The organism is Streptomyces sp. NPDC058291 (genome assembly GCF_042880855.1).
In the GTDB taxonomy this organism is placed as follows: Bacteria; Actinomycetota; Actinomycetes; order Streptomycetales; family Streptomycetaceae; genus Streptomyces.
The window spans coordinates 22,894-48,603 of the sequence record NZ_JBHVYK010000035.1 but is presented as its reverse complement, the minus strand read 5'-3'; the positions used below and the strand labels follow the sequence as shown (position 1 = coordinate 48,603).

Genomic DNA, 25,710 nt, shown 5'->3' with positions numbered 1-25,710 from the left:
GGTCCTGCCCGCCCACGCCGCCTCGGTCCTGCCCGCCCACGCCGCCTCGGTCCTGCCCGCCCACGCCGCCTCGGTCCTGTCGGTCCGGGCGAGCTGCGGGCCGCTCCCATCCAGACCTGCCTTGGGTGGTTTCGACGGTGCCCTCTGTGGTGAGGCGAACGAACCGCTTGTAGCAGCACAGGGCGGCGGCGAGGCCGAGAAGGGGCAGGTACGTGCGAGGGTGGCGCTCGTAGCGGGGGTTGAGTCTGCGGTAGCCGACAGCCAGGAGAGGGTCCGCTCGATGACCCACCGGCGGCGACCCAGGCGTTCGCTCTCCACGTACCCCGCCCCCTGAACGGACCAACGAACGATCACCACATAGGGCACCGTCTTGAGCCCATACGGAACCCTGCGCGCAGGTTCGCCGTTCAGACAGCCGGACGGTCTACGTCTTCGGCTACCTCAGGGTCAGCATTTAACACTCGGGGTCACGACTCGCGGTCGAGGTTAGTGGGCGCAGGGCCGCGGTTGGGTGGGGCCGCAGCGCTGGCGTCGGTGATGGTCCTGGTCGTGAACGCGAACCGGTCGATGAACGGCCGGAACACGCCGGGGGCTGCCGCGGCAAGTGTGTGGAGGCGGTGCGGAGTGATCGTCTGCGCACGGCGTTCGATGCCCGACACGATGCTGCGCACGGCCTTGGAGACGGTGCACATCCGCCAAAGTCCACGTTCGTTTCCGCTCCACAGGCGCCGACCTGCCGGATCCGCGTGGATCGCGTCCATCATCGGCGTCTTGAGGAAGGTCGGATGACATGTGCCGACGTCGACGCCGAGATGCCTCACCTCCAGGCGGATGCTGTTGCTCATCGCCCAGACACCGGCCTTGCTGGCGGTGTAAGGGCCTTGGAGCGGGGAGTGCACGAAGGCCGCCATTGAGGAGATGGCCAGCAAGTAGCCGCGCTGACGTTCGACGTGCGGGAGGGCCGCCTTGAAGGTTCGCCATACTCCGGTCAGATTGACGTTGATGACGCGCTCGAAGGCGTCGGGATCGAGGGTGGCCGTCGGGGCGATGACGTTCACTCCAGCATTGGCGACGACGATGTCGATGCGACCGAAGTGGTCGGCGGCTCGGTCGATCGCCGAGCGGACACTGACGAGGTCGGTTACGTCTGCGTGGGTTGCCCACGCGGTGCGGGGCCCGCCGAGCATGGCGGCTTGAGCGGCGAGGGCGGTCTCGTCGCGGCCGAGGAGGGCGAGGTGCGCGCCTCGATGGTGCAGTGCGTCGGCGAGGGCGGAGCCGAGTCCGCCGGTAGACCCGGTGATGACGACGGTGCGTCCGGCAAGGTCGTAGCGGCTCATGGGGCTCTTTCGGGACGGCTGGATTGGTCCGGGGGGTCCGGGACGGTTGGTCCGCGTCTTGTCAGGTGGAGAGGGGAACATCGTCTGCGGGCTGGGGATTGGCGGTTGCAGCGGTGTGGTGGCGGGGGAGTTCAGAGCCCGGCCGTGGCGGAAGATGGCGGCGCCAGGGGGTGGGCAGCCACCAGTTGGCGTTACCCGCCAGCTTCATGACGGCCGGCACGAGCAGGGGGCGGATCACAGCAGCGTCCAGGAGGACGGACAGCGCGACAGTGACAGCGATGGTCTTCAAGATGGCGACGTCCGTCACTGCGAGCGCCAGCAGAACAACGAGGACCACTGCGGCGGAGGCGGTGAACAATGGCGCGGCGGCTTGCATGCCCTCGGCGGTCGCACGGACGGTGTCGCGGGTACGAACGTGCGCCTCGGTAATGCGAGCCAGCAGCAGGATCTCGTAGTCCATCGACAGGCCGAAGGCGAGAAAAAACGCGATGAACGGCAGTGAGAGGTCGGTGTTGCCAGTCATGGCGAAGTCGCCGAACCATGGGCGCAGGTGGCCTTGCTGAAAAACGTAGACCATCGCACCGAAGGTCGCAGTGAGGCTGAGCAGGTTGATCAGCAGGGCCTTGAGTGGGAGGAACAGGCTACGAGTGAAGGCCAGCAGCAGGACCAGGGTCGCGACAGTCACGACCGCAACGGCACCGGGTAGGCGGTGAAACGCCGAGGTGCGGGTGTCCACGAAGTCGGCCGTGGCCCCACCGGTGAGGGCTGACACGGGGGCTGGTTGAGCGCGGACGGTGTTCAGCAGGTCGACAGCGGCAGTGCTGTAGGGCCAAGGTGTGGCGTTGATCGCCAGCCAGGTGCCGCTGGGCAGGGTGAATCGTCGTAGTCCCGCGCAGGGGTGATGCGCAGGTGTTGCTTCGGTGGGTCGGCACCGACGGCCGACAGGTTTGCCGTTGAGGTAGGTGCCGGTCGCGGTGCGTAGTCCTTGGACGCCGGGGAGGCGGGAGAGAGTGCGGGCGTAGGTATCGAGGTGGTTGGCGTCGTCGGGGCGGGCGGGATGCCAGTTGTGCAGGACGACGTCGATCTCGGTCCCGAGGTGGGGGAAGTCGGTATGCAAATCGCTCATGGTCCGGGCGATGGGCGAATCGGCGGGCAGGGCACGTTCGGCGCTGAAACCGAACGTCACATCGCGGAAAGGAAGAGCGAGCAGGAGCAGCAGGGTGCTGGTCAGGGTGACGACTACAAGGGGGCGGCGCATGACGGCGGTCGTTAGGGTCTTCCACCGGGCGGCGGCCCGCGCGGCCTGGCGTCGGCGGGCGAGAATGTCCCGCCCGGCCAGGCGTTCACCGAAGCAGGCAAGGCCGGCTGGGACGATCAGCAGGGACGCCGTCGCGGCCAGGACGATGACGCTGATGCCTGCGGTGGCCAGGGAGCGCATCAAGGGCACGGGGAACAGCAGGAGTCCCAGCAGCGAGACGGCGACGACTCCGGCGGAGGCGATCACGGTGCGTCCGGCGGTGCACGTGGTAAGGACCACCGCTTGGGCGTGGGGGCGGCCGAGAGCGGTCTCCTCGCGATAGCGGGCGATGAGGAACAGGCTGTAGTCCACGGCCAGGGCAAGCCCAACGGCCGTGGTGAGACTGAGGGCGAACGCGGAGATCGGGGTGACGGCGGCGACGGCGCGCAGGATGGCGGCGGTGCCCGTAATGGCGACAGTACCCACGGCCAAAGACAGAAGAGCCGCTGGAAAGCTGCCGAACATCAGGAACAACAGGACGAAGGTGATGGGCAGGGCCAGCAGTTCCATGCGCACCAGGTCCCGCTCGCTGTACATCTGGATGGCGCGAGTGACGGCCGCCTCTCCTGCCGCTCGGGTCTCCAGGGGGCCATGCCGTCCGTCGGCATGGGCGAGGACGTCTGCGATGGCGGCATGTTGAGCGGGCTCGGTGGTGTCGAGCCACACGGCGATGAGGGCCGTACGGCCATCGGTGGCGCGTAGCAGGGGGTCCGGCGGGGGTGGGAGTGCCGGAGTGGAGGTGGTCGGGTCGAGAGGGCCTGTCCAGTACGAGTCGATGGCGGTGACGCCCGGTACGCGTCGCAGGTCCTCCGTGAGGCGGGTACCGGCGGTGCGCGCGGCTGGCTCGTCGACGGACCCGGTGGTGCGGGCGAGGAGCAGGAGGGGCGGCATACCTCCGTGTGGGGACTGCGCCAACCTGTCGCGTACCTGGGCCGCCGGGGTGTTGTCGGCAAGCCAGCCGCCGCTGCTCAGGTGTGCGGAGACTCCGGCGGACAGCAGACCCGTGAGGACGACGAAGAGTGCGGCGGCGGCCAGGACGAGCTTGTTGCGGCGTGCGGCCCACCGGGCGAGCGCGGCGAGGGAGCCCGGGATGTGCGAGCGGTCGGGGTGCAGGGGTGGCTCGCACATCACGGTTGCCTCTCTACTACAGGTGTATGGGTGGGTGGGATCAGGGGGTGTGAGCGCTCAGTGCTGGCCCGGCCGGGCCCGGCACGGGCAGAGCCGACGCGGTTGAACTGGGCGCGGACGGCGCCGGCACGGTGGGGGTCTGGTGGCCGAGGCGGATCAGGGCGCGGCGGGCGAGGTCGGTGATGCCTTGGGCGTTGAGGAATTCAAGGGTCGGCAGTTCGCAGCCCAGGCGGCGGCGTGCGGCGACGACGGCTTCGACGGCCATCAAGGAGTCCAGGCCGAGCTGGTCCAGGCGGCGATCGCGGTCGAGGCGGGCGGGGTCGGTCTGCAGGATCTCGGCCAATACCTGGGTGATGGCCTCGGCCGCCAGGGTGAGTGCTTCGTCGGGGGTGGCGGTGGCGAGACGGTGGCGTAGCTGGTCGGGGCCGTCGTCCTGGGGGGTGTGGAGGGGGATGAGACCGGCGAGGCGGGGGGTCTGCACGGCCGGCATCATGCTGCGGATGCGGGCCCAGTCGATCCTGGCGGCGGCGGTGACGTCGGTGTCCTGGGCGACTGCGTCAGTGAGGGCGGTGCAGGCTTCGGCGGGGGTGAGGTTGTCCAGGCCGAGGCGGGCGAGCATGTCGGTGATGCCGTGGCGTGCGGCGTAGCCGGTGTCGCCGACGGCGCCCCAGGCCATGGTCGTGCCGGGCAGGCCGGTGGCGCGCCGGGTGCGGGTGAGTGCTTCGAGGTAGGCGTTGGCGGCGGTGTAGTTGGCCTGGTAGGCGTTGCCGAACCAGGCGGTGACGGACGAGCAGGTCGCGAACAGGTGGAGGTCGCGGTCGCGGGTGAGTGCGTCCAGGGTGGCCGCGCCGAGCATTTTGGGCTCCAGCGCGGTGCGCAGACGTTCGTCGGTGAGTTCGGCCAGCGGTGCGTCGTCCAGAACCATCGCGGCGTGGATCACCCCGCCCAGGGGGAGGGCGTCCGCGTCGATGGTGGCGAGTGTCCGGCGCAGGTCCTCTTCGCGGGTGACGTCGACCGTGTGGGCAGTGGCGGTGGCGCCGCGCTGGGCGAGAGTCCGCATCAGCCGGGAGGCGTCAGGGGTGTCGGAGCCTCGGCGGCCCAGGAGGGCGAGGTGTCGTGCGCCGTGGTCGACGAGGCGGTGGGCGAGGGCTGCGCCGAGGCCGCTGAGTCCGCCGGTGACCAGGTAGGTGGCGTGCGGGGAGAGCTGCAGGGGCGGGTGGATGCGCTCCAGCGGAGGTTGCTCCTCGAAGGTGATGACGACCTTGCCGAGGTGGCGGGAGCGTTGCAGGACGCGCAGTGCCTCGCTGATCCGCGTGGCCGGGTAGGCCAGGTGCAGCAAGGGGCGGTAGGTTCCGTCCGCGATGAGCCGGACTGTTTCGTCGAAGCAGGCCCCGGCCTGGGGCAGGCGGCCGGAGATGAGCTGGTATGCGTCCACGCCGAAGAAGGCGATGTTGTTGCTGAAGGGCCGCAGCGCCAGCGGGGTGGAGGTGTAGATGTCGCGCTTGCCGAGTTCCAGGAAGCGCCCGCCTGGCCGCAGGAGTTCCAGGGTGCGGCTGATGGCCTCTCCCGCCAGGGAGTTGAGGACGACGTCGATGCCCTGCCCGCCGGTGAGGTCGCGGACGTGCTCGGCGAAGTCGAGGGTGCGGGAGTCCAGGACATGGCGGACGCCGAGCATGCGCAGCAGGTCGCGTTTGGCAGGGGTGCCGGCGGTGGCGATGACGTGGGCGCCGCGGGCCTGGGCGAGTTGGAGGGCGGCAAGGCCGATGCCGCCGGCGGCTCCGTGGATCAGGACGGTCTCGCCCGCCTGGAGACGCGCGAGGCGCTCGAGGGCGTGGTGGACGGTGAAGTAGACCACCGGCAGGGTGGCGGCTTCGGTGAACGTCATGCCGTCGGGGATGGTCCCGACGAGGCGGGCGTTGACGGTCACGTGGGAGCTGAGGCTGCGGGGCGCCAGCGCGTAGACGCGGTCGCCCGGTGTCAGGTGGGTGACGTTGGCGCCGACTGCGGTGACCGTGCCGGCGCATTCCAGGCCCAGGGCCGGTCCGTCCGGCAGCGGTGTCTCCGCGCCTGGGGGCAGGAGGCCGACGGCGAGCATGACGTCGCGGTAGTTGAGGGCTGCCGCCGCGACGGCGATGGTGACCTCGTCGTCGGCGGGTTGCTGCGGCCGATCCGGGGTCCAGGTGAGCTGGGGGCGCAGGCCGGCGTCGTGCAGGCGCAGCGTGAAGGGCGTTGAGGCGGAGGCGTGGGGTGCTGTGGTGGAGGCGGGCCGGGGGACGGTGCGCGGGACGAAGCGGCCGCTGCGGGTCAGGACGATCTCGTCCTCGTCGGTGGGCTGGAGTAGTTCGGCCGCCAGGCGCCGTGCGTCGTCGGCGGGCCGGGCCCCGGCGTCCAGGGAGATGCGGCGGATGGTCAGCTGGGGGATCTCGTTCGCCAGGGAGCGGGTGGCGCCCCACAGCGTCGCGTCCTGAGGAGCGTCCGGTCGTTCGGGGGCGGGGTGGATGCCGCTGGGACGGGTGACGATCCACAGGTTGGCTGCGCCTTCGGTCGGCAGGTGCGAGCCGGCTTGGGCGAGGTCCCGCAGCACACCGAGTCGGGCGACGGCTTGGGCGCACGTTTCGGCGGGGCTGTCGCCGGGATGTGCGTCGAAGACCAGAACGGTGTGCGGGGGCTGTTGCTCTCCCGCGACCTGTGCCCAGTGCACAGGCGTCTGGTCCAGGTCGGCGACGCGGACATCGGCGCCCGCCTCGAGGAGAACGTCGACGAGGTCGCGCACCAGGTCGCCGTCGGGGGTCTCCCCGGCCAGCAGCCAGCGCGCGGCCGGGGCGGCGGGCGTGAGGGGGGCGGGGAGGGCGGTGGTGCGGGTCGCGCGGCGGGCGCAGAGCACTGAGTACTCGAGTTCCGGCAAGGCTTGGTCATGTCCGAGTTGGGCGACCTCGTCGAAGCCGCACTCGCGGAGCAGTGGTGCCCATGCCTCCCCCGGCAGCAGAGGGGAGTCCTGGCGCAACGGGGCGTCGGTGAAGTCCCAGAATCCTTCGAGGGTGCCGAAGCAGGGGGCCAGTAGACCGGGTTCGTGGGTCTCGTGGGCGAGGAGTTGTCCGCCATCGGCAAGAAGGTGGGTGATGCGGGCGAGCGTCGCGCGCAGGTCTCGGGTGGCGTGCAGGACGTTGGTGGCGATCACGACGTCGAAGGAGCCCGCGGTGAAGCCTTGCTCGGCCGGGTCTTGGTTCAGGTCCAGGCAGCGGTAGTCGACGAAGTCGAAGTCGGCGAAGCGGGCCTTGGCAGGGGGGAAGAAGCCGGCGGACAGGTCGGTGAAGGTGTATGCGGTGCGCTCGGGCGGCAGGTGGGGCAGGAGCAGGGCTGTGCTGCTGCCGGTACCGGCACCGACCTCCAGGATGCGCAGCGGCCGGTCCTCGGGCCAGGTGCGGACCTGTTCCCGTACCAGGGCGAGCAGCAGTTGATTGTGGAAGCGGGGCTGGACGGCGTCGCTGTAGAAGTACTCGATCAGGTGGCGGTCGGGTTCGTCGAAGAGCAGCGTCAGCGGATCGCGCTTGCCGCGCAGGACGTCGGCCAGATGCAGACAGCACCGGCCGAACAGGGACGTCTCGACCGCGTGCTGGGGAAAGTCGCGTACGAGTTGCCGGAACAGCTCCAGCGCCGGAGGGCCGTCGGTGTCGGGAAGGCGCCAACGTGCAGAGCGGCCTTCTCCGGCCTGCTGGATCTGGTGCAGCAGGCCGCGGGTGGCATGGGCGAGAAGCTCAGCGAGACGGGCGTGGCGGGGCTGCATGCCGCCTGCCACGAGATCACCGGTGCCGAACTCGCTCTGCCCCTCCCGCAGCAGCTGGGCGAACGCGTCGGCGATCAGGCGCGAGCAGCACTCGCGTAGACGCTGCAGTCCGGCTTCGTGTCCCTCTTCGCGCCAGGTCTTCTCCAGACGGTCGCGGTAGGGAAGACATGCCTGCGCCAGGGAGGTGGGGGAGGGCAGGGGGCCGGGCAGTGCCGGGTCGGCGGTCCCTGGAGCGGCGCGCAGAACGTTGAGGAGGTGCTGCACGGGTTCGGTGGGGGTGTTGCCCATGCGGCGCAGCCGGCAGCCGGTGAGCTGGAGGCAGATCTTGCCGTCGGCGTCGGACAGGGTGATGTCCCAGCACGTCTCCTGGGGGTTGCTCTCGCGCAGGCGTACGTGGATCAGGCCGCTCTGCGGCGGGGTGTGCCACAGACGCAAGGCTTCGACGGCGACCGGAAGGAGCGGCAGGTACTCGCCTTCGACGCTGATCAGGCAGGCACCTGCCTGGAGTGCGCCGTCCAGGAGCGCAGGGTGGACGTGGTAGCCGTCGGCGGGTTCGTCCAGGGTGTAGGAGGCGAGGGCTTCGCCCTCGTTCAGCTGCAGGTCGGTGAGGACCTGGAAGGCGGGTCCGTACACGAGGCCGGCGCGCTGGGCACGGGCGTAATGCTCGGTGACGTCCATGCGGGTGTGGAGACGCGAGCGCAGGTCTGCGTGGTCGGCGGATGGCGGCATGGCGGCCAGCAGCCGTCGCACGCGGGCACGGGCGTAGGGCTGCCAGGGCAGGTCGTCGCCGGTACGCGCGGCGATCGTCAGTGCCTGGTCGCCTTCGCTGAGAGAGACCTGTACGCGCACGTCGGCGGCCTCGTCGTCCCAGGGCAGGTCGAGGGCACGGGTGATGAGCAGATGGTTGACCTCGACGGGCGCGTCGTGGACGAGCCTGCCTGCGGCAAGGGCCATCTCCAGGTAGGCAGCGGCGGGCATGACGACGGAGCCTGCGACCTGGTGATCGGCCAGCCACGGCAACCGGGTGGGCTCGATCAGGTTGGACCAGCCGGGCTGCTGCACGGGGACACGTGCCCCCAGCAGAGGATGTTCAACGGGGGTGGTCTCGCCGGCGACGCGCAGCCACCACTGAGGGTCACCGTGCCAGTGCCGCTCGCGCTGCCAGGGATAGGCCGGCAAGTCGATCGTGCGTCCAGGCCGCGGGAAGAAGACGTCCCAATGGATTCGGGCGCCGGCAGCCACTACGTGGGCCGCCGCAGTGTCGACGGCGGCAGGCCCCGGCACGGCCCGAGCACAGGTAGCCGTGACCAGCACCGACCGTTCCAGGTCCTTGATCGCCTTGCGCATGTAGGGCCGCAGGACGGGGTGGGGGCCGATGTCGACGAAAATGTCGTAGCCGTCGTCGAGCAGCGTATGCAGGGCCGGTCCGAACAGCACGGGCTCACGGACATTGCGCCACCAGTAAACGGCGTCAAGGTCCTCGCCCGTACAGACGGCGCCCGTGACAGTCGAGACGAAGGGGAGAACGGTGGGGTTGGGACGCAGGCCCGCCAGGCACTCGAGCAGGCCGTCCCGTACGGGGTCCATGGCGTGGCTGTGGAAGGCGTAGTCCAGCTCCAGCATGCGGAAGAAGACTGCGCGCAGCTCCAGATCCGCGCCCAAGGCGCGGAGGTCTTCCTCGGGACCGCAGACGGTGACGTCTTGGTCGCCGTTGACGGCGGCGATCTCCAACGCGTTGGCGTACGGGGCGAGTTCCTTGGTTGCCTCCTCCGCTGACAGACCGACTGCGGCCATGCGGCCTCGGCCGCGGGTGGCTGCCTGAGCACGGCTGCGTTCGGCGACCACCCGGGCGGCGGCAGGCAAGTCAAGGGCGCCGGCGATGTGGGCGGCGGCGATCTCGCCGACGCTGTGGCCCAGGACCGCGGCCGGACGGATGCCGCGGGCCTTGAACAGTTCCACCAGAGCGATCTGGAAGGCGAACAGCAGCGGCTGGGCGATCTCGGTGGCCTCGATGCGCGCGGGGTCGGCTGCCGCCATCTCCTCACGCACCGACCAGCCAAGGTGGGGCAGGAGCGCGTCATCGACCCGGTCGAGCGCTGCCCTGAACACGGGTTCCTCGCGCAGCAGGTCTGCCCCCATGCCGGCCCACTGGGAGCCGTTGCCGCCGAAGGCGAACACCACGCGGCCGTCTGTCACCGCCTGTCCCGTGGCGGTGGCGGCGGGCAGGGGCAGTGCGCCCTGGCCGACGGCTTCCAGGGCTTCGGCTGCCTGCCGGGCGTCGGGGGCCAGGACCACGGCCCGGTGCGGGTGCAGGGTACGACGACATGCGGCCGTCCACGCGACGTCGTAGAGCCCCTGGAGGGTCTCCTCCTGCAGCCGCTGGGCCATGCGTGCGGCCGCGGCCTCCAGCGCCTCCGGGGTGCGGGCCGAGACCACTACCGGCAGCACACCCTCAGGGGGCTCACTCGGGTCGGTGAGGGGGACTACGGGCGCGGCGGCCAGGACGACGTGCGCGTTGGATCCCCCGAAACCGAAGGAATTGACGCCGACCACCGGCCGCTGCCCGGCAAGGGGCCTGGCTTCGGTGCACGGATCGAGCTGCCAGCCCTCGAAGTCGATGTGAGGGCTGAGCGGCTGCGCGTGCAGGGTCGGCGGGATACGGCGGTGACGCAGGACGAGGAGGGCTTTCACCAGTCCGGCCATGCCGGAAGCGGCCTCCAAGTGACCGGTGTTGCTCTTGACCGATCCGATCGGCAGCGGCCCGATCGTGCGGCGGGTGCCCAGGGCGCGGCCGATGGCGTCGCACTCGATCGGGTCGCCCACCGGTGTTCCCGTGCCGTGGGCCTCCAGATAGGACAGGTCGTCGGCGCTCACGCCGGCCTGGGCATAGACCCGTTCCAGCAATGCTGCTTGCGCCTGGGCGCTGGGAAGTGCCAGCCCGGTGGTGCTGCCGTCGCTGTTGACGCCGCTCGCCAGGATCACTCCATGGATGCGGTCGCCATCCGCAAGCGCGTCGGGCAGAAGTTTGAGGGCCACCACGCCGCCGCCCTCCGCGCGCACGTAGCCGTCTGCCTCCGACGAGAAGACACGGCAGCGGCCGGTCGGCGACAGCATGGAGGCGGCCGAGAAGCCGGTGAAACCGAAGGGACTGAGCAGGACGCTCACTCCTCCAGCCAGAGCCATACGCGCTCGGCCCATGCGCAGCGTCTCGCACGCCTGGTGCAGGGCGGTCAGAGCCGAGGAACAGGCGGTATCCACCGTCATGCTCGGCCCGTGCCAGTCGAGCAGGTGGGAGATGCGGTTGGCGGCGTTGGTAGCCGCCAGCCCAGCCATCGAGTACGCGTTGGGCGCGTCACCGCCAGTGGACTGCAAGTCGGCGTAGTCGTGACTCGACATGCCGACGAACACCGCCGTGTCAGAGCCAGCGGTGGCGAGCTGATCGACGCCGGCGTCGTCCAGGGCCTCGACCGCCATCTCCAGCAGCAGCCGGTGCTGCGGATCCATGCGCGCCGCCTCGCGCGGTGAGACCCGCTGGAAGTAGCCGTTGTCGAAACCGGTCACGTCCTGGAGGAACCCGCCCGCCGCTGTGTAGCTCTTGTTGTTCCTGCGCCGCTCGGTGTCGACGAACCGTTCGGGGTCGAAACGGTCCGGCGGGACCTCGCCCACCAGGTCACGCCCCTCCTGCAGCGCCTCCCACAGGTCCTGCGGTCCCTCGATGCCGCCAGGCAGCCGGCACGAGAGGCCCACGATCGCCACGGCGGGCCTGTCAGGGGTCGCGGGAGCCACGATCACGGAGTTCTCCTGGTGCGTGAAAGAAGGGTGGGCATCGAAAGACCGCAGGCAGTGGCACGCGAAGGGTGCTTCCGCCGCCGGGGACGCCGTGATCATAGGGAGACCGACGACCAGGCCTTGCACGCGTTGCGGCGTGCGGGTGAAGGCTGGAAACAACTCCGAAGCACATAAGGGGTGAATTCGGCCGGTCCGGTGACCCGGTATGGCCCTACCGTTCATCCCTGAGGGTGAAGATCGCAGCTGCTCCAAGCCACTGACGTGCACAAACATCGTTCTGGCGTCAAGTGGTTACCCGCCGAACCCGGAAAGGGTGGCGATAGGTAGGTGTTCCGTTAGGCCGCCGGTATGGTCACCGACATCCTGAGCCCGTCCCCCCCATGCGGCTTCTCGCACGTCCACGGCAACAGACTTGGTCACTGCCGCGTTCTCACGCGCCGCGACCTAGCCGACGAAGGCCTCTCTCAAGGCGGCCGCAACGTTCCCGGAAGGTAGGCCATGAGCAGTTCACAGGTCGCCGTACCCGTCGTCCAAACCGATGTGACCGCTTGCGGCTGGTGGCGTCCCTGCACGGTCCAGGTCATCGGTGAGATGCCGGCAGGACACCAGGCGCTGCGGACCTTCCTGGACCACCTGGTCGCATCCTTCGAAGTGCAGGGCCATACCGTCCTGGACCGCTCCCATGGCGACGTCGACCTGATGCTCATGTGCGGGCGGATCCCCGAGGGGCCGCAGCCTCTGCGGGAGAGGATCCCCGAGGAATACCCGCCGCTGAGTGCGATGCTGCGCCAGCAGCACGGCCTGCGCCGCAACCCCCGCCATGTCGTCGCCGTGGTCGAGGTGCCCGAACGACTCAGTGCGCTGCCCCACGCAGAGGTCGTCGCCACCGCCCGCACAGCCATGGGCCGGCTCGGCGCGGCCAAGGTCCTGTTCGTGTCCCGCGGTGATGCCCCCGGTCAGGTAGGGGAGGTGACGTTCTGCAACATGGAGGGCGGCCATCCCACCGAGATCACGAACATCGCCGACCGCATGCGTGATCGGCTGGTCACCGCGGCGTGCGCCCGGCAGGTCGCCGAGGACTACGACACTGTCCGCGACGCGATCACCAACGAGGCGTGGCAGGCCAGCGCCGCACCTGAGCAACTGGCTTATGCCGGACGGCGGATGGGCGAGCTGGAGCTGCTGCCGGCACCGGTGAAGGTGTCCGACTTCGTCTCCGACCAACTGGCCGATATGTACGAGATCTACATGGGAATGCGGGGCTTCAGCGAAGGCATGCTGTTCGCCTTCGACCCCGATCTCAACTGCCTGGTCGTCAGCGCCTCAGGTTCCTGGGACGTCGACAAGCGCAACCTGACCCGAGAGCAGATCGTCGCCGTCGAGCCGCGCCTGACCGACGGCAAGCGCCTGCGCGTCCTGGCCCCCAGCGGCACGCTGCCGATGCAACCATCGGTAGAGACATGGGAGATCTGCGCCCTGATGGAAGCCTGCCCCACCGTTCGCGTCACGAAGAACCCGTCAGGCACCTGGGTGCTGGACCCCGACGGAGAACGCGAGGTACCTCTCATCCGGGCCGGCATCCACGCCCACGTCGGCGTCGTCTCCAGCGACCACACGGAGATCGAAACCGTCGGGGCGGACCGCGAGCAGTTCCCCTACGGCTTCGGCTGTGGTACCGACTTGACTGTCGAGATCGCCCGCGACACCGTGCGCCGTTCACGCGCCGTCAACGATCCGGCCGACCCGCGGACCTACGTGCGCTGGCCCCTGCTGTATCACGGAGAGATGGCCGTCGAACTGTGGAAGCCTGGCCTGCCCGCCCAGCCCTTCCAAGGATTGCTCGACCTGTACGGCACGGCAGTGCGATTCACACCCGACGATGTCCCCCAGCCGGTATGAGGGGGCGTTCCGGCTCCAGCCCGTGGGCAGAACCCAGCAGAGAGCAGCCTGCCACCGTCGGATGTAGCCGTGGGTCCCCGATCGGTAGTCGTCGCTGCCCCTGCCGGCCCGGAACCGGCAGTACGCCTCCTGTTCCGCGACACGATGAGCAGGGTTCCGGGCTGCGGTCGATCGGCTCCTCCCTCGCCCGGTCTTCGTGAACGAGGCACCGCGATATGACCTTCCCGTCTGTCCGCCCACGACCGCCGGCCCGTTCCCCGACCTCGGGCTGCGGGGCGTTTCCGGGACTGCGCATCGGCCGAGACCTCCTGCGTGGCGACCGACTGCTGCTCGCCCTGGCAGCCGTCCTGTCCCTCGCTTCAGCAACAGCCAGCCTGGCGGTGCCGTGGCTGGCCACGGGCGTGATGCACGCTCTCACCCGGCACCAGCCAGCCACCCTTCCCGCCGTGGGCATGAGCGTCGCCGTCCTCGGCGCAGCCGGACTGCAGGCCCTGAGCGGATGGTTGCTGGCGGGAGTCGGCGAGCGCGCCGTGCTGCGTCTGCGCCGCCGGGCCATGGCGCATCTGCTGCGGCTTCCGCTGCGTGCGGTACGCGACGAGGGCACTGGCAGCCTCACTGCCAGGGTCACCTCGGACGCTGTGCTCCTGCGTCTGCTCATCGAAACCGGTTTCATTCACCTTCCGGTGGCGCTCTTCGCCACGGTGGCCACGCTCACCGCCATGGTCGTCATCGACCCGAGCCTCACCCTGGTCGCCGCCGGAGCCTTCGGGCTCACCGGAGCTTGCATCGTCCCCGTGACGACCCGGATGAAACATCTCGCAGTCGCTCAGCAGCGCGCGCTCGGACAGCTCGCACAGAGCCTTACCGCCCATCTCGTCGCCCTCGTCACCGTCAAGGCCTGCCGCTACGAGAGTGAGGCTGCACACCAACTTGGACACGCCGCAGACGCGGTTCGTTCGGCGTGTCTGCCCGCCTCCCGTTTGCAGTGTCTCATCGGCCCGGTCGTGAGTCTGGGCCAGCAGATTGCCGTCCTAGCCGTCGCATTGGCAGCAGGGCAGCAGATCACGCACGGACAGCTGTCTCTGGCCGCCTTCAGTGGCTTCTTTCTCTACCTGCTGTACCTCACCTCGCCCCTGACAGTCGTCGCCCTTGGCATCGGCCATCTACAGGCGGGACGAACCGCACGAGGCCGCTTCCACCACCTCCTCACTCGCCCAGCGGAAGCGGAACTGGACACGACAGCAGCTCCCGTCCTACCGCTGCCCCGCCCCGACGCACATGCAGTGACCTTCCACCGTGTCACCTTCCGCCTTCCGCAAGGCAATACTGTCTTGGACCATGCGAGCTTCCACGTCCCCGCAACCGGGCTCACCGCCCTTGTCGGTTCCTCAGGCACGGGAAAGTCCACGGTCCTTACCCTGATCAACCGGCTCGCACAGGCCGAGCACGGGGAAATCCGCGTCCTGGGCAGGTCCATCAGCAACTGGCCCCTCGGCGACCTGCGCCGACGCGTTACCTACGTCGACCAACAGTCAACCCTTGTCGAAGGCACCATTCGCGAGAACCTGCGACTTGGTCTCGCCGAACCGCCCATCGATGCGGACCTACTGAACGCGTTGGAGACGGTCGGGCTACGCCAAACAGTGTCGCGTCTTCCTCAAGGGATCGACACGCCCCTGGGTCGCGTCCACGACCTGTCCGGCGGGCAACGCCAGCGCCTGGCCGTAGCCCGCGCCCTCCTCACAGACAGCGACATCCTCCTCCTCGACGAGCCGAACTCCCACTTGGACAGCATCAGTGACCGCCTCGTCACCCGAGCCGTGGACGACCTGGCGGCCACCCGCTGCGTTATCGTCGCCAGCCACCGACTGCCCACCGTCCGCAGGGCCCGGCACGTCATCCTGCTCACGGAGGACGGGACGGCGGTCTCCGGCAGCCACGAGCACCTTCTCGCTCACAACAGCCACTACAGAGAACTCACCACTGGGCACGCCACAGAAGCCGGTTCACCGCTTCGAACGCCGCCCGTCGATTCTCCGCACGCCTCGGCTCCGGGTCTCATCGGCAATTGAGCCCTCGCAGTAGTCCGACATTCTCTGTCCGCCGCACAGGGCCTGCTCGGTTGCCTGGACTACGTGGCGGTGCGCTCCGAGTGGGCGGTGGCGACGTAGCAGCGCGGGACCACCAGGACAAAACCCCGCAGTGACAATGTGCCTGCCGGCCGCGCGCGAACCGGCCGAGCGCGGAGGCGAGGGTGCCGCCGGAGAAGGTGCCGGATGCCTCGGCTGGATAGCCATCGCCGCAGGTGGGAGTAATCATAGCCTTTGTCGGCGTGGAGCTTGTCCGGCCTGCGCCGTCGGGGTCCGCGGCGGGAGCGGATGGGCGGTATGCCCTTCACCGGGGGGATCAAGGCCTGGCTGTCATGCAGGTTCGCCCCGGAGATTCCGGCGGACAGGGGCAGACCGGTCCGCTCGGTGATGAGGTGGATCTTCGACCCGTACTTGCCCCGGTCGACAGGATTCGGACCTGTCAGGTCCCCCTTTCCAAGGCCCACATGTTCACCGAGTCGATCGCGCAGCGGGACCAGTCCAACTCACCGCGGGCACCCAGCTCGTCGAGGACCAGTCGGTGGAGCTTGGCCCACACCCTGGCCTTGGTCCACCCGCCAAATCGCCGTCGGGCGTCGCTCCCGACGGCCCGAACGACGCGGACTGCAACTGCTGCCACGTGCAGCCCGACGTGGCCACGAACAGTGGCCGGCGAGGTGCATCGCTCACCGCGGGGCTGGGGTGCCGTCCACCGGCAGGCCGACCAGTGCGCCTGTGAGCTTGCGCCACACGCCGAGGTATCCCACCTCCGGGAACAGACACGCGGCCAGGACCAGGGACACCACACGGGGCGATCGCCGCCGTGCTCGTGTACTTCCCCAAGGACATCGCGCGGATCGTGTCGGCCTGGTTCCGGGGCCTGCGCAACCGCGAGGAGCGCGAGCACCACGACGGGGAAAGTTCAGGGGACCGGACGGCCCCGCGCTGCTACGGTCGGACGCCATGAGCTGGCTTCCCGAGAACTTCGTCCACCCTGTCCTGATACCGCTGGCGGGCGGTGGTCATCACCTGCGGCCGATCCGGGAGGTGGACACCCCGCTCGACTATCCGGCTGTGATGGGTTCGCGCGAGCGGCTGTGGACCATCTTCGGCCCGGCCTGGGGCTGGCCCGCGGCCACCATGACCTACGAGGCCGACCAGGCCGACCTGTTGCGGCACGAGAAGGAGATCGCCGCACACCAGTCCTTCAACTACGCGCTGTTCGACGCGGCGGAGACAGCTCTGTTCGGCTGCGTCTACATCGACCCACCGCAGAGGGCCGGCGCGGACGGCGAGATCTCCTGGTGGGTGGTGGACGATCTGGTGGGTAGCGAGGTCGAGCAGGCCCTCGACGCGCTGGTGCCGCAGTGGATCGCCGCTGACTGGCCGTTCGAGCACCCGCGCTTCCTCGGCCGCGAGATCTCCTGGTCGGACTGGCTCGCCCTGCCGGAACATCCCGACTCGTAAGCACCTGTTGTCGTACTGCTCTTGGGACTTGGTGATCGAACAGCCGCCTCGACTGGGCAGTCGTCGGGTGCTCGGTGCATGCGAGGAGGGCCTCCTGAACAGCTCGCTGGTGTCGAACCACCGACCATCAGGAGGCCCTGGTGTCGCAGTCTTGCGTGCTGATGTCCGTGCGGTCCACCGCGGGCCCGGTTCCTGGGACGCCGCAACGAGCACATCCGGCCGTGGCTGTTCACCATGGTCAGGAACCTGGTCATCGACCACCACCGGGCCCGCCGGATTCGCCCCCGGGAACTGATGCCAGCCGAGGAACTGGACGCCGCCTGGGACAACACAGACTCCACACTCACCTCCCACGTGGTACTCGGAGCACTGCGCGATCTCCACGAGCAGCAGCGGACCGTCATCCAGCTCATGTACTACCTGGAATGCAGCGTGGCCCAGGCCGCCGAACATCTCGGCATCCCGTTCGGCACCGTCAAGAGCCGTGCCTTCTACGCCATGCGGGCTCTGCGCAAGGCGCTCGAGGAACGGGGCGTACTCGGCGAATGATCCCGACACGACCAGGACCAGGACCAGGGCGTGAGCTGAGCGCTTCGGCGTCCGTTGCATCGCCGCGGCCGGCCACGCGGCAGGCGGCCCCGTGGCTCGGGGGTGCAGATGACGTATGAGGACAGGGCTGTCACGGCCCTGGAGGCGGTGACCGGCCGGCAGTTGGCGGTCCAGCTGGCACCGGACTTGGATCTTCGCCCGGTCAAGCAGCGCGTGTTCAACCTCGCCGGGCGGGGCCGCGCCTCACGGACCGTACGGCCACGCATCCCGAGCAGATTTCGGTGGCGCCCGATGAACCGGCACCACGCCGACACCGTTGTGGCAAGTGCTTGGTTCTTTTTACTCCTTCCTACTTCGAGGCGGATCCCATGCCTATCGACGACTACACCGGAGGCCCGGCACAGGGCTCGGACGTTCTGGTCGTGACCACCAACGACGTGCCCGGGCAGCAGGTGAAACAGGTGATCGGAGAGGTGTTCGGCCTCACCGTGCGTTCCCGCAACATCGGTTCCCAGCTGGGAGCCGGACTGAAGTCGGTGATCGGCGGTGAGTTGAAGGGCCTGACCAAGACACTGGTGCAGACCCGCAACGAGGCGATGGAGCGCCTCGTCGAGGCGGCCGCCGCCCGCGGCGCCAACGCCGTACTCGCCACGCGCTTCGACGTCACCACGGCCCAGGACGCCGGCACCGAGGTCTGCGCCTACGGAACGGCTGTGATCATCGCTCCGGCAGCCTAGACCGCCGTTGGGCCTCGGGCGCCGACGATTCGTCGTACCCGAGCATCCGGTGCGGCAAGCGGTCAACCCCGACGCAAGCGTACGGGGATCCGTTGCCGGTAGCGCTTTGATCGACCGGGTGGCCGCCGCCCCCCTCTGTCCGCAAGACGTGGGTGGACGGCGGCTGCCGCCGACACCGCGTCGATCACACCGCCGCCCGGCATCGACATGGCGTCCGAGCGCGACCGAGGACGAAAGTGCCTGTTTCGACGACCTCGCCGCCAACACGCACGCGATCGGGGAGCTGATGCTCGAAGGCGCCCTGCCCTACCTCAAGCAGGGCTTTCGCTGAAGCCTGCAGGTCAGCAGGGGTTCGGCGAAGCATGAGCTCAGCCGAACAGCATGCGCTCCACGCACACCGCGCCGCGCCGCACACCGTGGTTTGAGGTCACCGGTTGGGTGAGCACGCCGTAACCACGCGGCTCGCCGACTGACGGCGGAGGGATCCCCGGCCGTGACTGCGCACACCACCCGGTCTGCTCATGCTTCGCGCAGCGGGTTCGCCTCCCACCGCCTGCGACGTTCTCAGCTCTGTCCTTCGCCCGCCCCCGGCGGAGCCTCCCAGGACGGATCGATGGGGACGTTCCAGCCTCGCAGCATGGACAGGATCTCCGCCCTGGTCTTCGGCCAGGCGAGCCGCATCGCGCGGTCGAGCACTTCCCTGCTGTCCAGGAAGAATTCGAGGAAGGTGAAGTGGGCCGTGGTCACCAGCCAGCCCGTGGGGTCCTCCTCAAGCGCCTCGATGAACTCGAAGCAACGCTCGAGGAATTTCTCCTGCTCTGCGGTGAGTTCCGGAGATCTCATCAGGGGCTTGAAGAGGGGGTAGACCAGCACCTCGGACAGGAGATTTCCGGGATGGATTTCGAGCTGTTCCCAGTGGGTCACCTGCGATGCACGAAGGCCCTCACGCCCTGCCTCCTTCTCGAGGAAAGGCTTCACTTCCGGCAGCAGTCGCAGAAGCTGCACCATCAGATCGTCGGAAGAGATTCCCTGCACGCCCACACTCCCTCATTGTGCGCTGATACTACCGCGCCACCGGCCGGGGATCCTCCCGGCCGGTGGCGCTGTCGGTACGTGCTCCGCCGGTGTTAAGCCATGGGGGTCACCACATAGCAGTCACCGAAGAACAGGCATCCCGCGCCCTGACCGTCGGGGACCACGTCCAGCGGGTCCGTCAGAGACTCCGAGAGCTGTTTCGTCGCTTCCTCGAAGCCGTAGTTGTAGGCGTCCACCGGGAACTGCGCAACGCTGGCGGCGCCGCCCACCACCCCGAACGCCTTGGCGAAACCGCGGCCCTTGACCCTCTCGCCCGTGGGCACGGCCCGCTGGGCGGCCTTCGGGTGCAGATTCTCGGGGACGGCGAACTTCTGGCCGGTGATCTCGCTCATCGATTCCGAAGAGATGACGTCCTTCACGAGCTTTGACACCGTCTTCGCAAACCCCGACGCGTTCACTCTTTTCGTCACCTCGCCAGCGACGTCGTCCGCCTGGAGAGCCGTCCAGAGTTCCTTTGACTCGCTCATCGCGACCTTGTGGTCGGAATCGGAGAGGATGCCCTTTCCGGTGTCTTCCTTGGCTTTACGATCGTCCTCCAGCAGCTTTCGAAGACCGCCGAGTTTCGAGACCGCCTTCTCGATGTGCCACTTGGTCCCGTCACCGCCGAAGGCCTTGCCCTCGTTCATCTCCTCGATCAGGGCAGTGGCCGTCTTGCCGTCGCCGACGACGTCCTTGTCCGCGACCTGCGGCCTGATGTAGAGCTCTTCGATGATGTCCTTGAGGCGCTGGTTCTGCACGGCCGGCATGTGGGCGCGCTTCCTGTCCATGCCGGGGTTGGGGTTCTTCTTGGGCTTCGAGGGCTTGCTGGGGATGATCCTTCCGCCCTGGCACTTGCCGGGGTTGTCCTGGCACCACGCCATCATGTCCGGGTCGTAGTTGCCCGTCGGGTCGCTGCGCCGCAGCGGGTTGTTGTGCCCGTAGGCGTAACCGTTCAACTGCTGGGGGTCCGCCGGGTCGACCACCGCGTCGGCGCTCGAGAAGCGGCCCGTCTTCGGGTCGTACTCCCGGGCCCCGAGGTGGGTGAGTCCGGTCGGATCCTGCGTACCGCCGACGAAGCCCTTGGCGCCCGGCCAGCTTCCGGCTGCCGGCGGCGTGCCGCGTGCCTCGCCGAAGGGTGTGGTGCGGCGTTGCACCATGGTCTGGGTCGCGGCGTCGACGGCGAGTTCACCGGTGCCGTGGTGGTCGGCGACGACGAAGGAGAGCCTGCCGTCGTCCTGCCGCACGGCGCTCGCCCCGCCGAGGTCGTAGTAGCGCCGGGCGGTCGTCTTGCCGGTGGCCTTCGTCCAGGTGATCTCCGTGGCTCCCAGGTACAGCGTCGAGACGCCGCCGGGACCTCGGCTGATCAGACGCTTGCCGTCGGCGTCGTACAGGTACTGGGTCGTCGCGGAGCCTTCGGTGACGGAGGCGAGGTTGCCCTCGGAGTCCCAGCCGAACGTCTGCTTGGCCCCGCCGCTCGGCGTGCGGGACTCGGTGCCGCCGCCGGGTTCATAGGTGTAGGTGTCTTTGCCGGTGACAGCGCCCGCCGAGGAGATGGACGTCAGGGTGTTGGGCTGGCCCTTCCCGTTCTCGTCGTAGCGATAGGTGCGGGTGACGTCTCCCGCGACCTTCCCGGTGGTGTCGTGCGTGGTGTCCGTGTCGCGGTTCCCGCCTGCCGTGTAGGTGTACGACTGCCAGTACGGCGCGGGCCCGCCGAGCGCGGTGGCGCCGGGGGCAGAGGAGCAGTCCCCGGCCGGCGTCCACGCCTCGGTCAGCCGCTGCAGGTAGTCGTAGCGGAAGCACTGCCGGTCCGTGCCCTGGCGGGAGGCGTCGGTGACCGAGTCGACGTTGCCCGACTCGTCGTAGTCGTAGGCGACCGCACGGTCGACGCCGGCGATCCCCTCGCGTTCGGTGCGGCTGGTGGACAGCAGCTGGGTGCCCGGCTCGTAGGTGTTGTTGATCCACACCCGCTTGCCGGCGTCGCCGAGTTCCAGCTCCTCCAGTTTGCCGGTGAGGCTGTAGCGCACGTGTCCGACGTAGGTGCCGAGGCCTTCGGCCTTGACCACGCGCTGAAGGCCGTCGTAGGTCGGTGCGACCACCTCGGCGGGCAGGTTCCCCGCCGCCGGATAGCTGGCGGACTTGACGGTCCCGTCCAGGTTGTAGGTGGTGTTCGTCTGGTAGCTGACGCCCGCGGTACCGCCCAGACCGGGCTCCGCCGACGGGATCGACACGGTCGTGCGCAGCGGCCGGTACAGGTTGTCGTAGGCGTTGATGGTCTGCGTGTACTGGGCGCCGCCCGCGCCGCCGACATACCGGGTGGAGCTGGCCAGGTAGCCCTTGCGCACGGTGTCGAAGGTCCAGGAGGCCAGCAGGGGGCCCGTAGCGGAGTTCTCCCGGGTCTCGGTGTGCCGGCCGAGCCGGTCGTAGACGAAGGCGAGCGTCTTCTGACGGCCGACGTCGGTCGCGGTGGTGACCCGGTCCGCGTCGTCGTACGTCGTCCTGGTGGTGCCGGAGTCCGGGTCGGTGGAGGTGAGCTGGCGGCCGAGCAGGTCGTAGGTGTAGGAGCGGACCGTCTTGTCGGGGCCGGTGACCTTTGCCAGGTGGCCGTCCGCGTCGTGCTCGTACAGCGTGCTGTCGTAGGCGCCGGTCGGCGACTCCCCGTGGAACTGCCGCAGTTCCGTCGTCTGGCCCGCCGCGTCGAGCACGGTCGCGGTCGGGGTGGCGCCGGCCGGCGGGTCGACGGTGACCAGGTCGGCGCTGTGGGCGGTCGTGGTTCGGGACAGCTCCACGCCGACGCCGTTGCCCCGGAGCGTCTTGGTGACGGTCGGGCGGCCCAGGCCGTCGTACTCGTTGACGGTCTGGGTGTCCACGGAGCCCTGCTCGGTGACGCCGAAGAGTTTGGCCTCGGGCGCCTTGGCGGTGTAGTACGGCGCGTACTTCCGCACGACGAGACCGCGTCCGTCGTAGAAGGTGTCGTCGACGAGCCGGCCGCCGTCGGGTCCGGCGGACTGCGACTGGCGGGGCCGCAACCAGCCGTCGTAGAGGATGTAGGACGCCTGCTGGCTGCCGTCGTTCGTCAGCTTCTTGGCGACGACCGCGGCGATGTCGCCTTCGGCGATGCGGTAGGCGTACTCCAGGCTGGGCGTCGGGCTGGAGGCCTTGGGCCGGTTCGCGAGCCAGGCCTTGGTGAGTCGGCCCAACGCGTCGAACTCCGCGTCACTGCGCTTGCCATTGGTGTCGATCGAGGCGATGGGCAGCGAGCGGACGCCGTCGAACTCGGTCACGACGGATTGAGCACTGGACGGGGTGCCGGCGATCAGTTCGGTGCCCGTCACGGTGAGGGTGGCCGGCTTGGTGGCTGTCGCCGCGGCGAAGACGGTCGTACCGCTCGCCCCTGACGAGTCGGAGGTGGACTTCACCCGCCCGTAGCTGTCGTATCCGGTGCTCTTCCACCGGTAGTCGGGTGTGGCGCCGGTGTAACCGACCAACTCCTCCTGCTTGGTGAGCAGGCCCCGGGTGGGCGTGGCTCCGAAGGCGAGGGAGTCGTAGGTGTTGCGCTTGCGGGAGAGCAGGTGCGCGGGGTAGGTGACAGCCGTGCCGCACGCCACGTCGAGGACCTCGACCTGCTTGGGCAGGGCGCGCAGCCAGGTGGTGGCGTTGTCGGCGTACTGGGTGGTCGTGCACTTCTCGTCGCCGGACGCGGCCTCACCGAGGTCGCTGTCCTCGACGACGCGTCCCAGGTCGTCGTACTTGGTCGCGGTGGACGTCTGCCGCCAGCTGCCGTCGTGCTTGCGGTCCCACGTGCGGGTCGCGGCCGTGCCGGTGAGATTCGCGGTGACCGTGCCCCAATTCCGTATGCGCTTGGCGGTCTCCTTCCGCCACGGGGTGCTCACGGTCTTGCTCTCCACCGTGCCGCCCGGCCCGGTGTAGTTGATCGTCTTGAACTCGGTTCCCTGGAAGGCCTCGTGGTCGGTGAGACTGCCGCCCTCGCCGTCGGAGACGGTCACCGTCCTGGTCCCGCCCGCGGCGTTCTTGCGGTCGCCGTCCATGCCCCGCAGGAACCAGTGCTCGCCCAGCGAGCGCATGCGGTCCCAGCCGCCGGACTGAACCTGGACCCGGCCGTAGCCGTTCCACTGCGACCAGGTCTTGTACTTCTCCTTGGTCAGGCCGTCGTCGTCGGCGTAGTGCCAGGCGGCGCCGTCCAGGTAGGCGTACCGGGTGACCATGTCGTCCGAGCCGCCGGTGCGGTCGGTCGCGGTGACCTGTGTGACGACGTACTTGTTGAACCACTCCTGTACGGGATCGGGCGCGCCCGCGGGCTGCCAGTACTGCGGGAAGCAGCGGGTGGTGTTCGTCTCCGGCGTGGGCAGGGCGGCGAAGTCGCACTCGGGCTCCGAGTAGGCGACGTCGATCGAGCCGCCCGACTCGTCGGAGACGTTGGCGAGCCGGTACTTGATGAAGGGTGCGATGCCGTCACCGAGCCGGTCGAGGCGGTTGGGCCCCTGCTTGTAGCCGAAGGTCACCTTGGGCAGCGTGATCGGCGGAGTGGCGGACAGGCCGGTGTGCTGGATCGACTCCAGGAGCAGGGACCGGTCGATGTCCGCGTCGCCCCACCGCTGGGTGAACGCCCAGGCGTCGGCGTCCGCGTAGCCGCCCGAGGGCTGCAGAACCTGAGTGGTGATCTTGGACAGTCGCTTGCGGGACCAGAAGGAGGGGGCGAACCGGCCCTTGTCGCAGTCGGTACCCGCTTTGCAGTTCAGGTAGTACGGCGTGTCCTCCCATCGGGTGGGGTTCTTCTCGATCTCCGATGCGTCGCAGTCGGCGGCCGTGGCCTGGATGCACCGCTCGGTGTTCGTGAAGACGATCTTGCCTGCGGGCTTGGCGGCGAAGAGCGTGTCGTTGCGCTGTCCGTACTCGATGCGGTCGATGACGCCGCCGCGCTCGTACGGGGTGTCGTCGGCGGCCACCCGGTTGCGGCCGTAGGAGTTGCTCTCCGGGTCGTACCAGTAGGACATCGCGTTGCCCTGGAGGTCGACGACGTAGTCGAGGTTCCAGCGCCAGGCCTGGCGGCACCAGGACGCGGCGAAGGTGGCCTGGTGGCAGGGCTCGTCGATGTTGTTGCCGAAGACCGGCACGGTCCAGGTGGACTTCGTCTCGGCCTTGCCCGCGCTCCAGCCGGGGAGGCGGTTGTAACCGAAGAAGTACTGCAGACCGTCGGTGGTCGTCACCTTCCAGTACTCGCCGTCGTTGTCGCCGTTGGCCCGGTCGGTGGCGTTGCTGAGCTTCTCGACGCGGGTGCCGTCGTCGTTGCGGATCCGCCAGACGTCCTTGCCCGCGGGGATCAGTTCGCCCGCGCGGCCGTTGAAGCTGATGGTGGCGTTGTCGTAGCCCCAGCACTGGTCGCCGGGGGCGTCGTCCTTGCTCCAGTCTCCGTCCTCGCCGCACGGCTTGTAGCGCCGCTCGATGAAGCCGGTGTTCATGTCGAAGCCCGAACCGACCCACGAGGACTGGTTGTTGCTCGTGGTGGTCTGTCCGTCGACGGCGCCCGAGGAGTAGCCGACGGACAGCTTGGGCAGCAGTCCGCCGGGCACGGTCGGCGCGGTCAGCGGGTAGGACCAGGAGAAGTCGCCCGTCTGGAGACTGGTCTGCCACGCGGCGGACGACGACAGCGGGGTGGCGGTGTAGTCGCCGGCGCCCGCCGAGCCGCCGTCGGGCTCGGCCACGGCGGCGAGGAGGACGGCCGAGGAGGCGGGACGCAGCGCGACGGCATCGGCGGAGACGGTGCGCTTCTCGCTGTCGTTGCGTCCGGTCACCGGCGTCGTCGTCCGGCAGCGGGGCAGCTTCGGTGTGGTCAGCGCGCAGGAGGGCAGGGTGACCAGATGCAGCCGGGCGCCGTAGTCGCCGCCGTAGGCCTCGCCGAACGCGGAGTAGTCCAGGGTGACGCCGACGCTGCGGGAGCCGGTGGACGCGCTCGCGGACCCGCCGGCGCCGACGGAGAGCAGGACTCCGTCGAGGCCGAGGCCGCGGGCGGTGTCCTTCGGCAGGAGCCGCACCTGGGCCTTGACGGGACCGGTGGCCGCCGGGTCGGCCTGCAACCGGACGGGCAGGCCGGGTACGGGCAACTGCGCGACGGCAGGGCCTGCGGCCCGCTTGCCCGCCGCCTTTCCGCCGGTTCCCGAGCTCGGGGCGGCCGCCGAGCCCGTGGCCGCGGCGGGCAGCGTGACCTGCACGGCTGCGGCCGCCGGCCAGGCGGCGTGAGGAGCACGGCGAGGGCCGGCAGCCAGCCCGTCCGCCTTGCGCGGCTTGGTCTTCAGCGGCTTGCCCGGGACGGGGTGGTCCGCCTCGACGGGCGAGGTGTGCCGGACGCCGCCGGGTTTCGCGGCGGCCAGCGCGGGCTCGGCCTGGAACAGCGAGCCGGCCATGAGCGCGGCCACCGCCAGGGCGGTGTACCGGTGGAAGCGGGCCGCACGAGGCGGCCGTATGGGTCTGGACAACCCAATGGTCCTTACGTTGGTGGGTGGGGGTGAGTCCGGATGCTTGCGGAGCCCGTGGGCCCCGGTCGGGG

Annotated in this window: 11 protein-coding genes and 3 pseudogenes; 7 read left to right on the top strand and 7 right to left on the bottom strand. The window is 69.3% G+C overall.

Annotated features, from left to right (window positions below; all coding sequences use genetic code 11):
• Positions 1-145 precede the first annotated feature (145 nt).
• The 4 genes and pseudogenes from ACFVYK_RS19330 to ACFVYK_RS19315 all read right to left on the bottom strand — a co-directional run.
• Positions 146-324: pseudogene (locus tag ACFVYK_RS19330) on the bottom strand (transposase); the annotation flags it as partial.
• A 143-nt stretch (positions 325-467) separates the two neighbouring features.
• The gene (locus tag ACFVYK_RS19325) at positions 468-1,337 is read right to left on the bottom strand and encodes an SDR family NAD(P)-dependent oxidoreductase (protein WP_389775288.1); all 870 of its coding nucleotides are present in this window, start codon (positions 1,335-1,337) and stop codon (positions 468-470) included.
• A gap of 61 nt (positions 1,338-1,398) precedes the next feature.
• Positions 1,399-3,762: an MMPL family transporter gene (locus tag ACFVYK_RS19320; RefSeq protein WP_389775285.1), complete on the bottom strand. Its 2,364-nt coding sequence runs from the start codon at positions 3,760-3,762 to the stop codon at positions 1,399-1,401.
• 40 nt (positions 3,763-3,802) lie between these two features.
• Complete coding sequence (locus tag ACFVYK_RS19315; protein ID WP_389775282.1) at positions 3,803-11,338, bottom strand: SDR family NAD(P)-dependent oxidoreductase; 7,536 nt, start codon at positions 11,336-11,338, stop codon at positions 3,803-3,805.
• Positions 11,339-11,833: 495 nt separating this feature from the next.
• On the opposite strand from ACFVYK_RS19315, the gene ACFVYK_RS19310 reads away from it, so the two are divergent.
• Both ACFVYK_RS19310 and ACFVYK_RS19305 read left to right on the top strand, forming a co-directional pair.
• Positions 11,834-13,234, top strand: coding sequence for a hypothetical protein (locus ACFVYK_RS19310; protein WP_389775279.1), 1,401 nt, complete (start codon positions 11,834-11,836; stop codon positions 13,232-13,234).
• Between the two features lie 215 nt (positions 13,235-13,449).
• Positions 13,450-15,306 carry an ABC transporter ATP-binding protein gene (locus tag ACFVYK_RS19305; RefSeq protein WP_389775276.1) on the top strand — a complete coding sequence of 619 codons (1,857 nt, stop codon included), beginning with the start codon at positions 13,450-13,452 and terminating at the stop codon, positions 15,304-15,306.
• A 185-nt stretch (positions 15,307-15,491) separates the two neighbouring features.
• On the opposite strand, the pseudogene ACFVYK_RS19300 reads toward ACFVYK_RS19305, so the two are convergent.
• Positions 15,492-16,044: pseudogene (locus tag ACFVYK_RS19300) on the bottom strand (IS5 family transposase); the annotation flags it as partial.
• Positions 16,045-16,129: 85 nt separating this feature from the next.
• Here ACFVYK_RS19300 and ACFVYK_RS19295 point away from each other — a divergent pair.
• The 5 genes and pseudogenes from ACFVYK_RS19295 to ACFVYK_RS19275 form a co-directional block, all read left to right on the top strand.
• Positions 16,130-16,234: pseudogene (locus tag ACFVYK_RS19295) on the top strand (undecaprenyl-diphosphatase); the annotation flags it as partial.
• A 50-nt stretch (positions 16,235-16,284) separates the two neighbouring features.
• Positions 16,285-16,788, top strand: coding sequence for an N-acetyltransferase (locus ACFVYK_RS19290; protein WP_389775274.1), 504 nt, complete (start codon positions 16,285-16,287; stop codon positions 16,786-16,788).
• A 192-nt stretch (positions 16,789-16,980) separates the two neighbouring features.
• Positions 16,981-17,337, top strand: coding sequence for a sigma-70 family RNA polymerase sigma factor (locus ACFVYK_RS19285; RefSeq protein ID WP_389775353.1), 357 nt, complete (start codon positions 16,981-16,983; stop codon positions 17,335-17,337).
• 368 nt (positions 17,338-17,705) lie between these two features.
• Positions 17,706-18,074, top strand: coding sequence for a YbjQ family protein (locus ACFVYK_RS19280; RefSeq protein ID WP_389775271.1), 369 nt, complete (start codon positions 17,706-17,708; stop codon positions 18,072-18,074).
• 118 nt (positions 18,075-18,192) lie between these two features.
• The gene (locus ACFVYK_RS19275; protein WP_389775268.1) at positions 18,193-18,405 is read left to right on the top strand and encodes a hypothetical protein; all 213 of its coding nucleotides are present in this window, start codon (positions 18,193-18,195) and stop codon (positions 18,403-18,405) included.
• A gap of 233 nt (positions 18,406-18,638) precedes the next feature.
• Here ACFVYK_RS19275 and ACFVYK_RS19270 read toward each other — a convergent pair whose 3' ends face one another.
• Together ACFVYK_RS19270 and ACFVYK_RS19265 are read right to left on the bottom strand one after the other, a co-directional pair.
• Entirely contained in the window at positions 18,639-19,115 is a 477-nt protein-coding gene (locus ACFVYK_RS19270; protein WP_389775266.1) for a hypothetical protein, read from the bottom strand.
• A gap of 86 nt (positions 19,116-19,201) precedes the next feature.
• Entirely contained in the window at positions 19,202-25,639 is a 6,438-nt protein-coding gene (locus tag ACFVYK_RS19265) for an RHS repeat domain-containing protein (protein ID WP_389775263.1), read from the bottom strand.
• Positions 25,640-25,710: the final 71 nt, after the last annotated feature.

What these genes read in the sequence shown, in the direction of transcription:
- ACFVYK_RS19325 (WP_389775288.1), bottom strand. Translation starts at nt 1,337, where the DNA reads ATGAGCCGCTACGACCTTGCCGGACGCACCGTCGTCATCACCGGGTCT.
- ACFVYK_RS19320 (WP_389775285.1), bottom strand. Translation starts at nt 3,762, where the DNA reads ATGTGCGAGCCACCCCTGCACCCCGACCGCTCGCACATCCCGGGCTCC.
- ACFVYK_RS19310 (WP_389775279.1), top strand. Translation starts at nt 11,834, where the DNA reads ATGAGCAGTTCACAGGTCGCCGTACCCGTCGTCCAAACCGATGTGACC.
- ACFVYK_RS19305 (WP_389775276.1), top strand. Translation starts at nt 13,450, where the DNA reads ATGACCTTCCCGTCTGTCCGCCCACGACCGCCGGCCCGTTCCCCGACC.
- ACFVYK_RS19290 (WP_389775274.1), top strand. Translation starts at nt 16,285, where the DNA reads ATGAGCTGGCTTCCCGAGAACTTCGTCCACCCTGTCCTGATACCGCTG.
- ACFVYK_RS19280 (WP_389775271.1), top strand. Translation starts at nt 17,706, where the DNA reads ATGCCTATCGACGACTACACCGGAGGCCCGGCACAGGGCTCGGACGTT.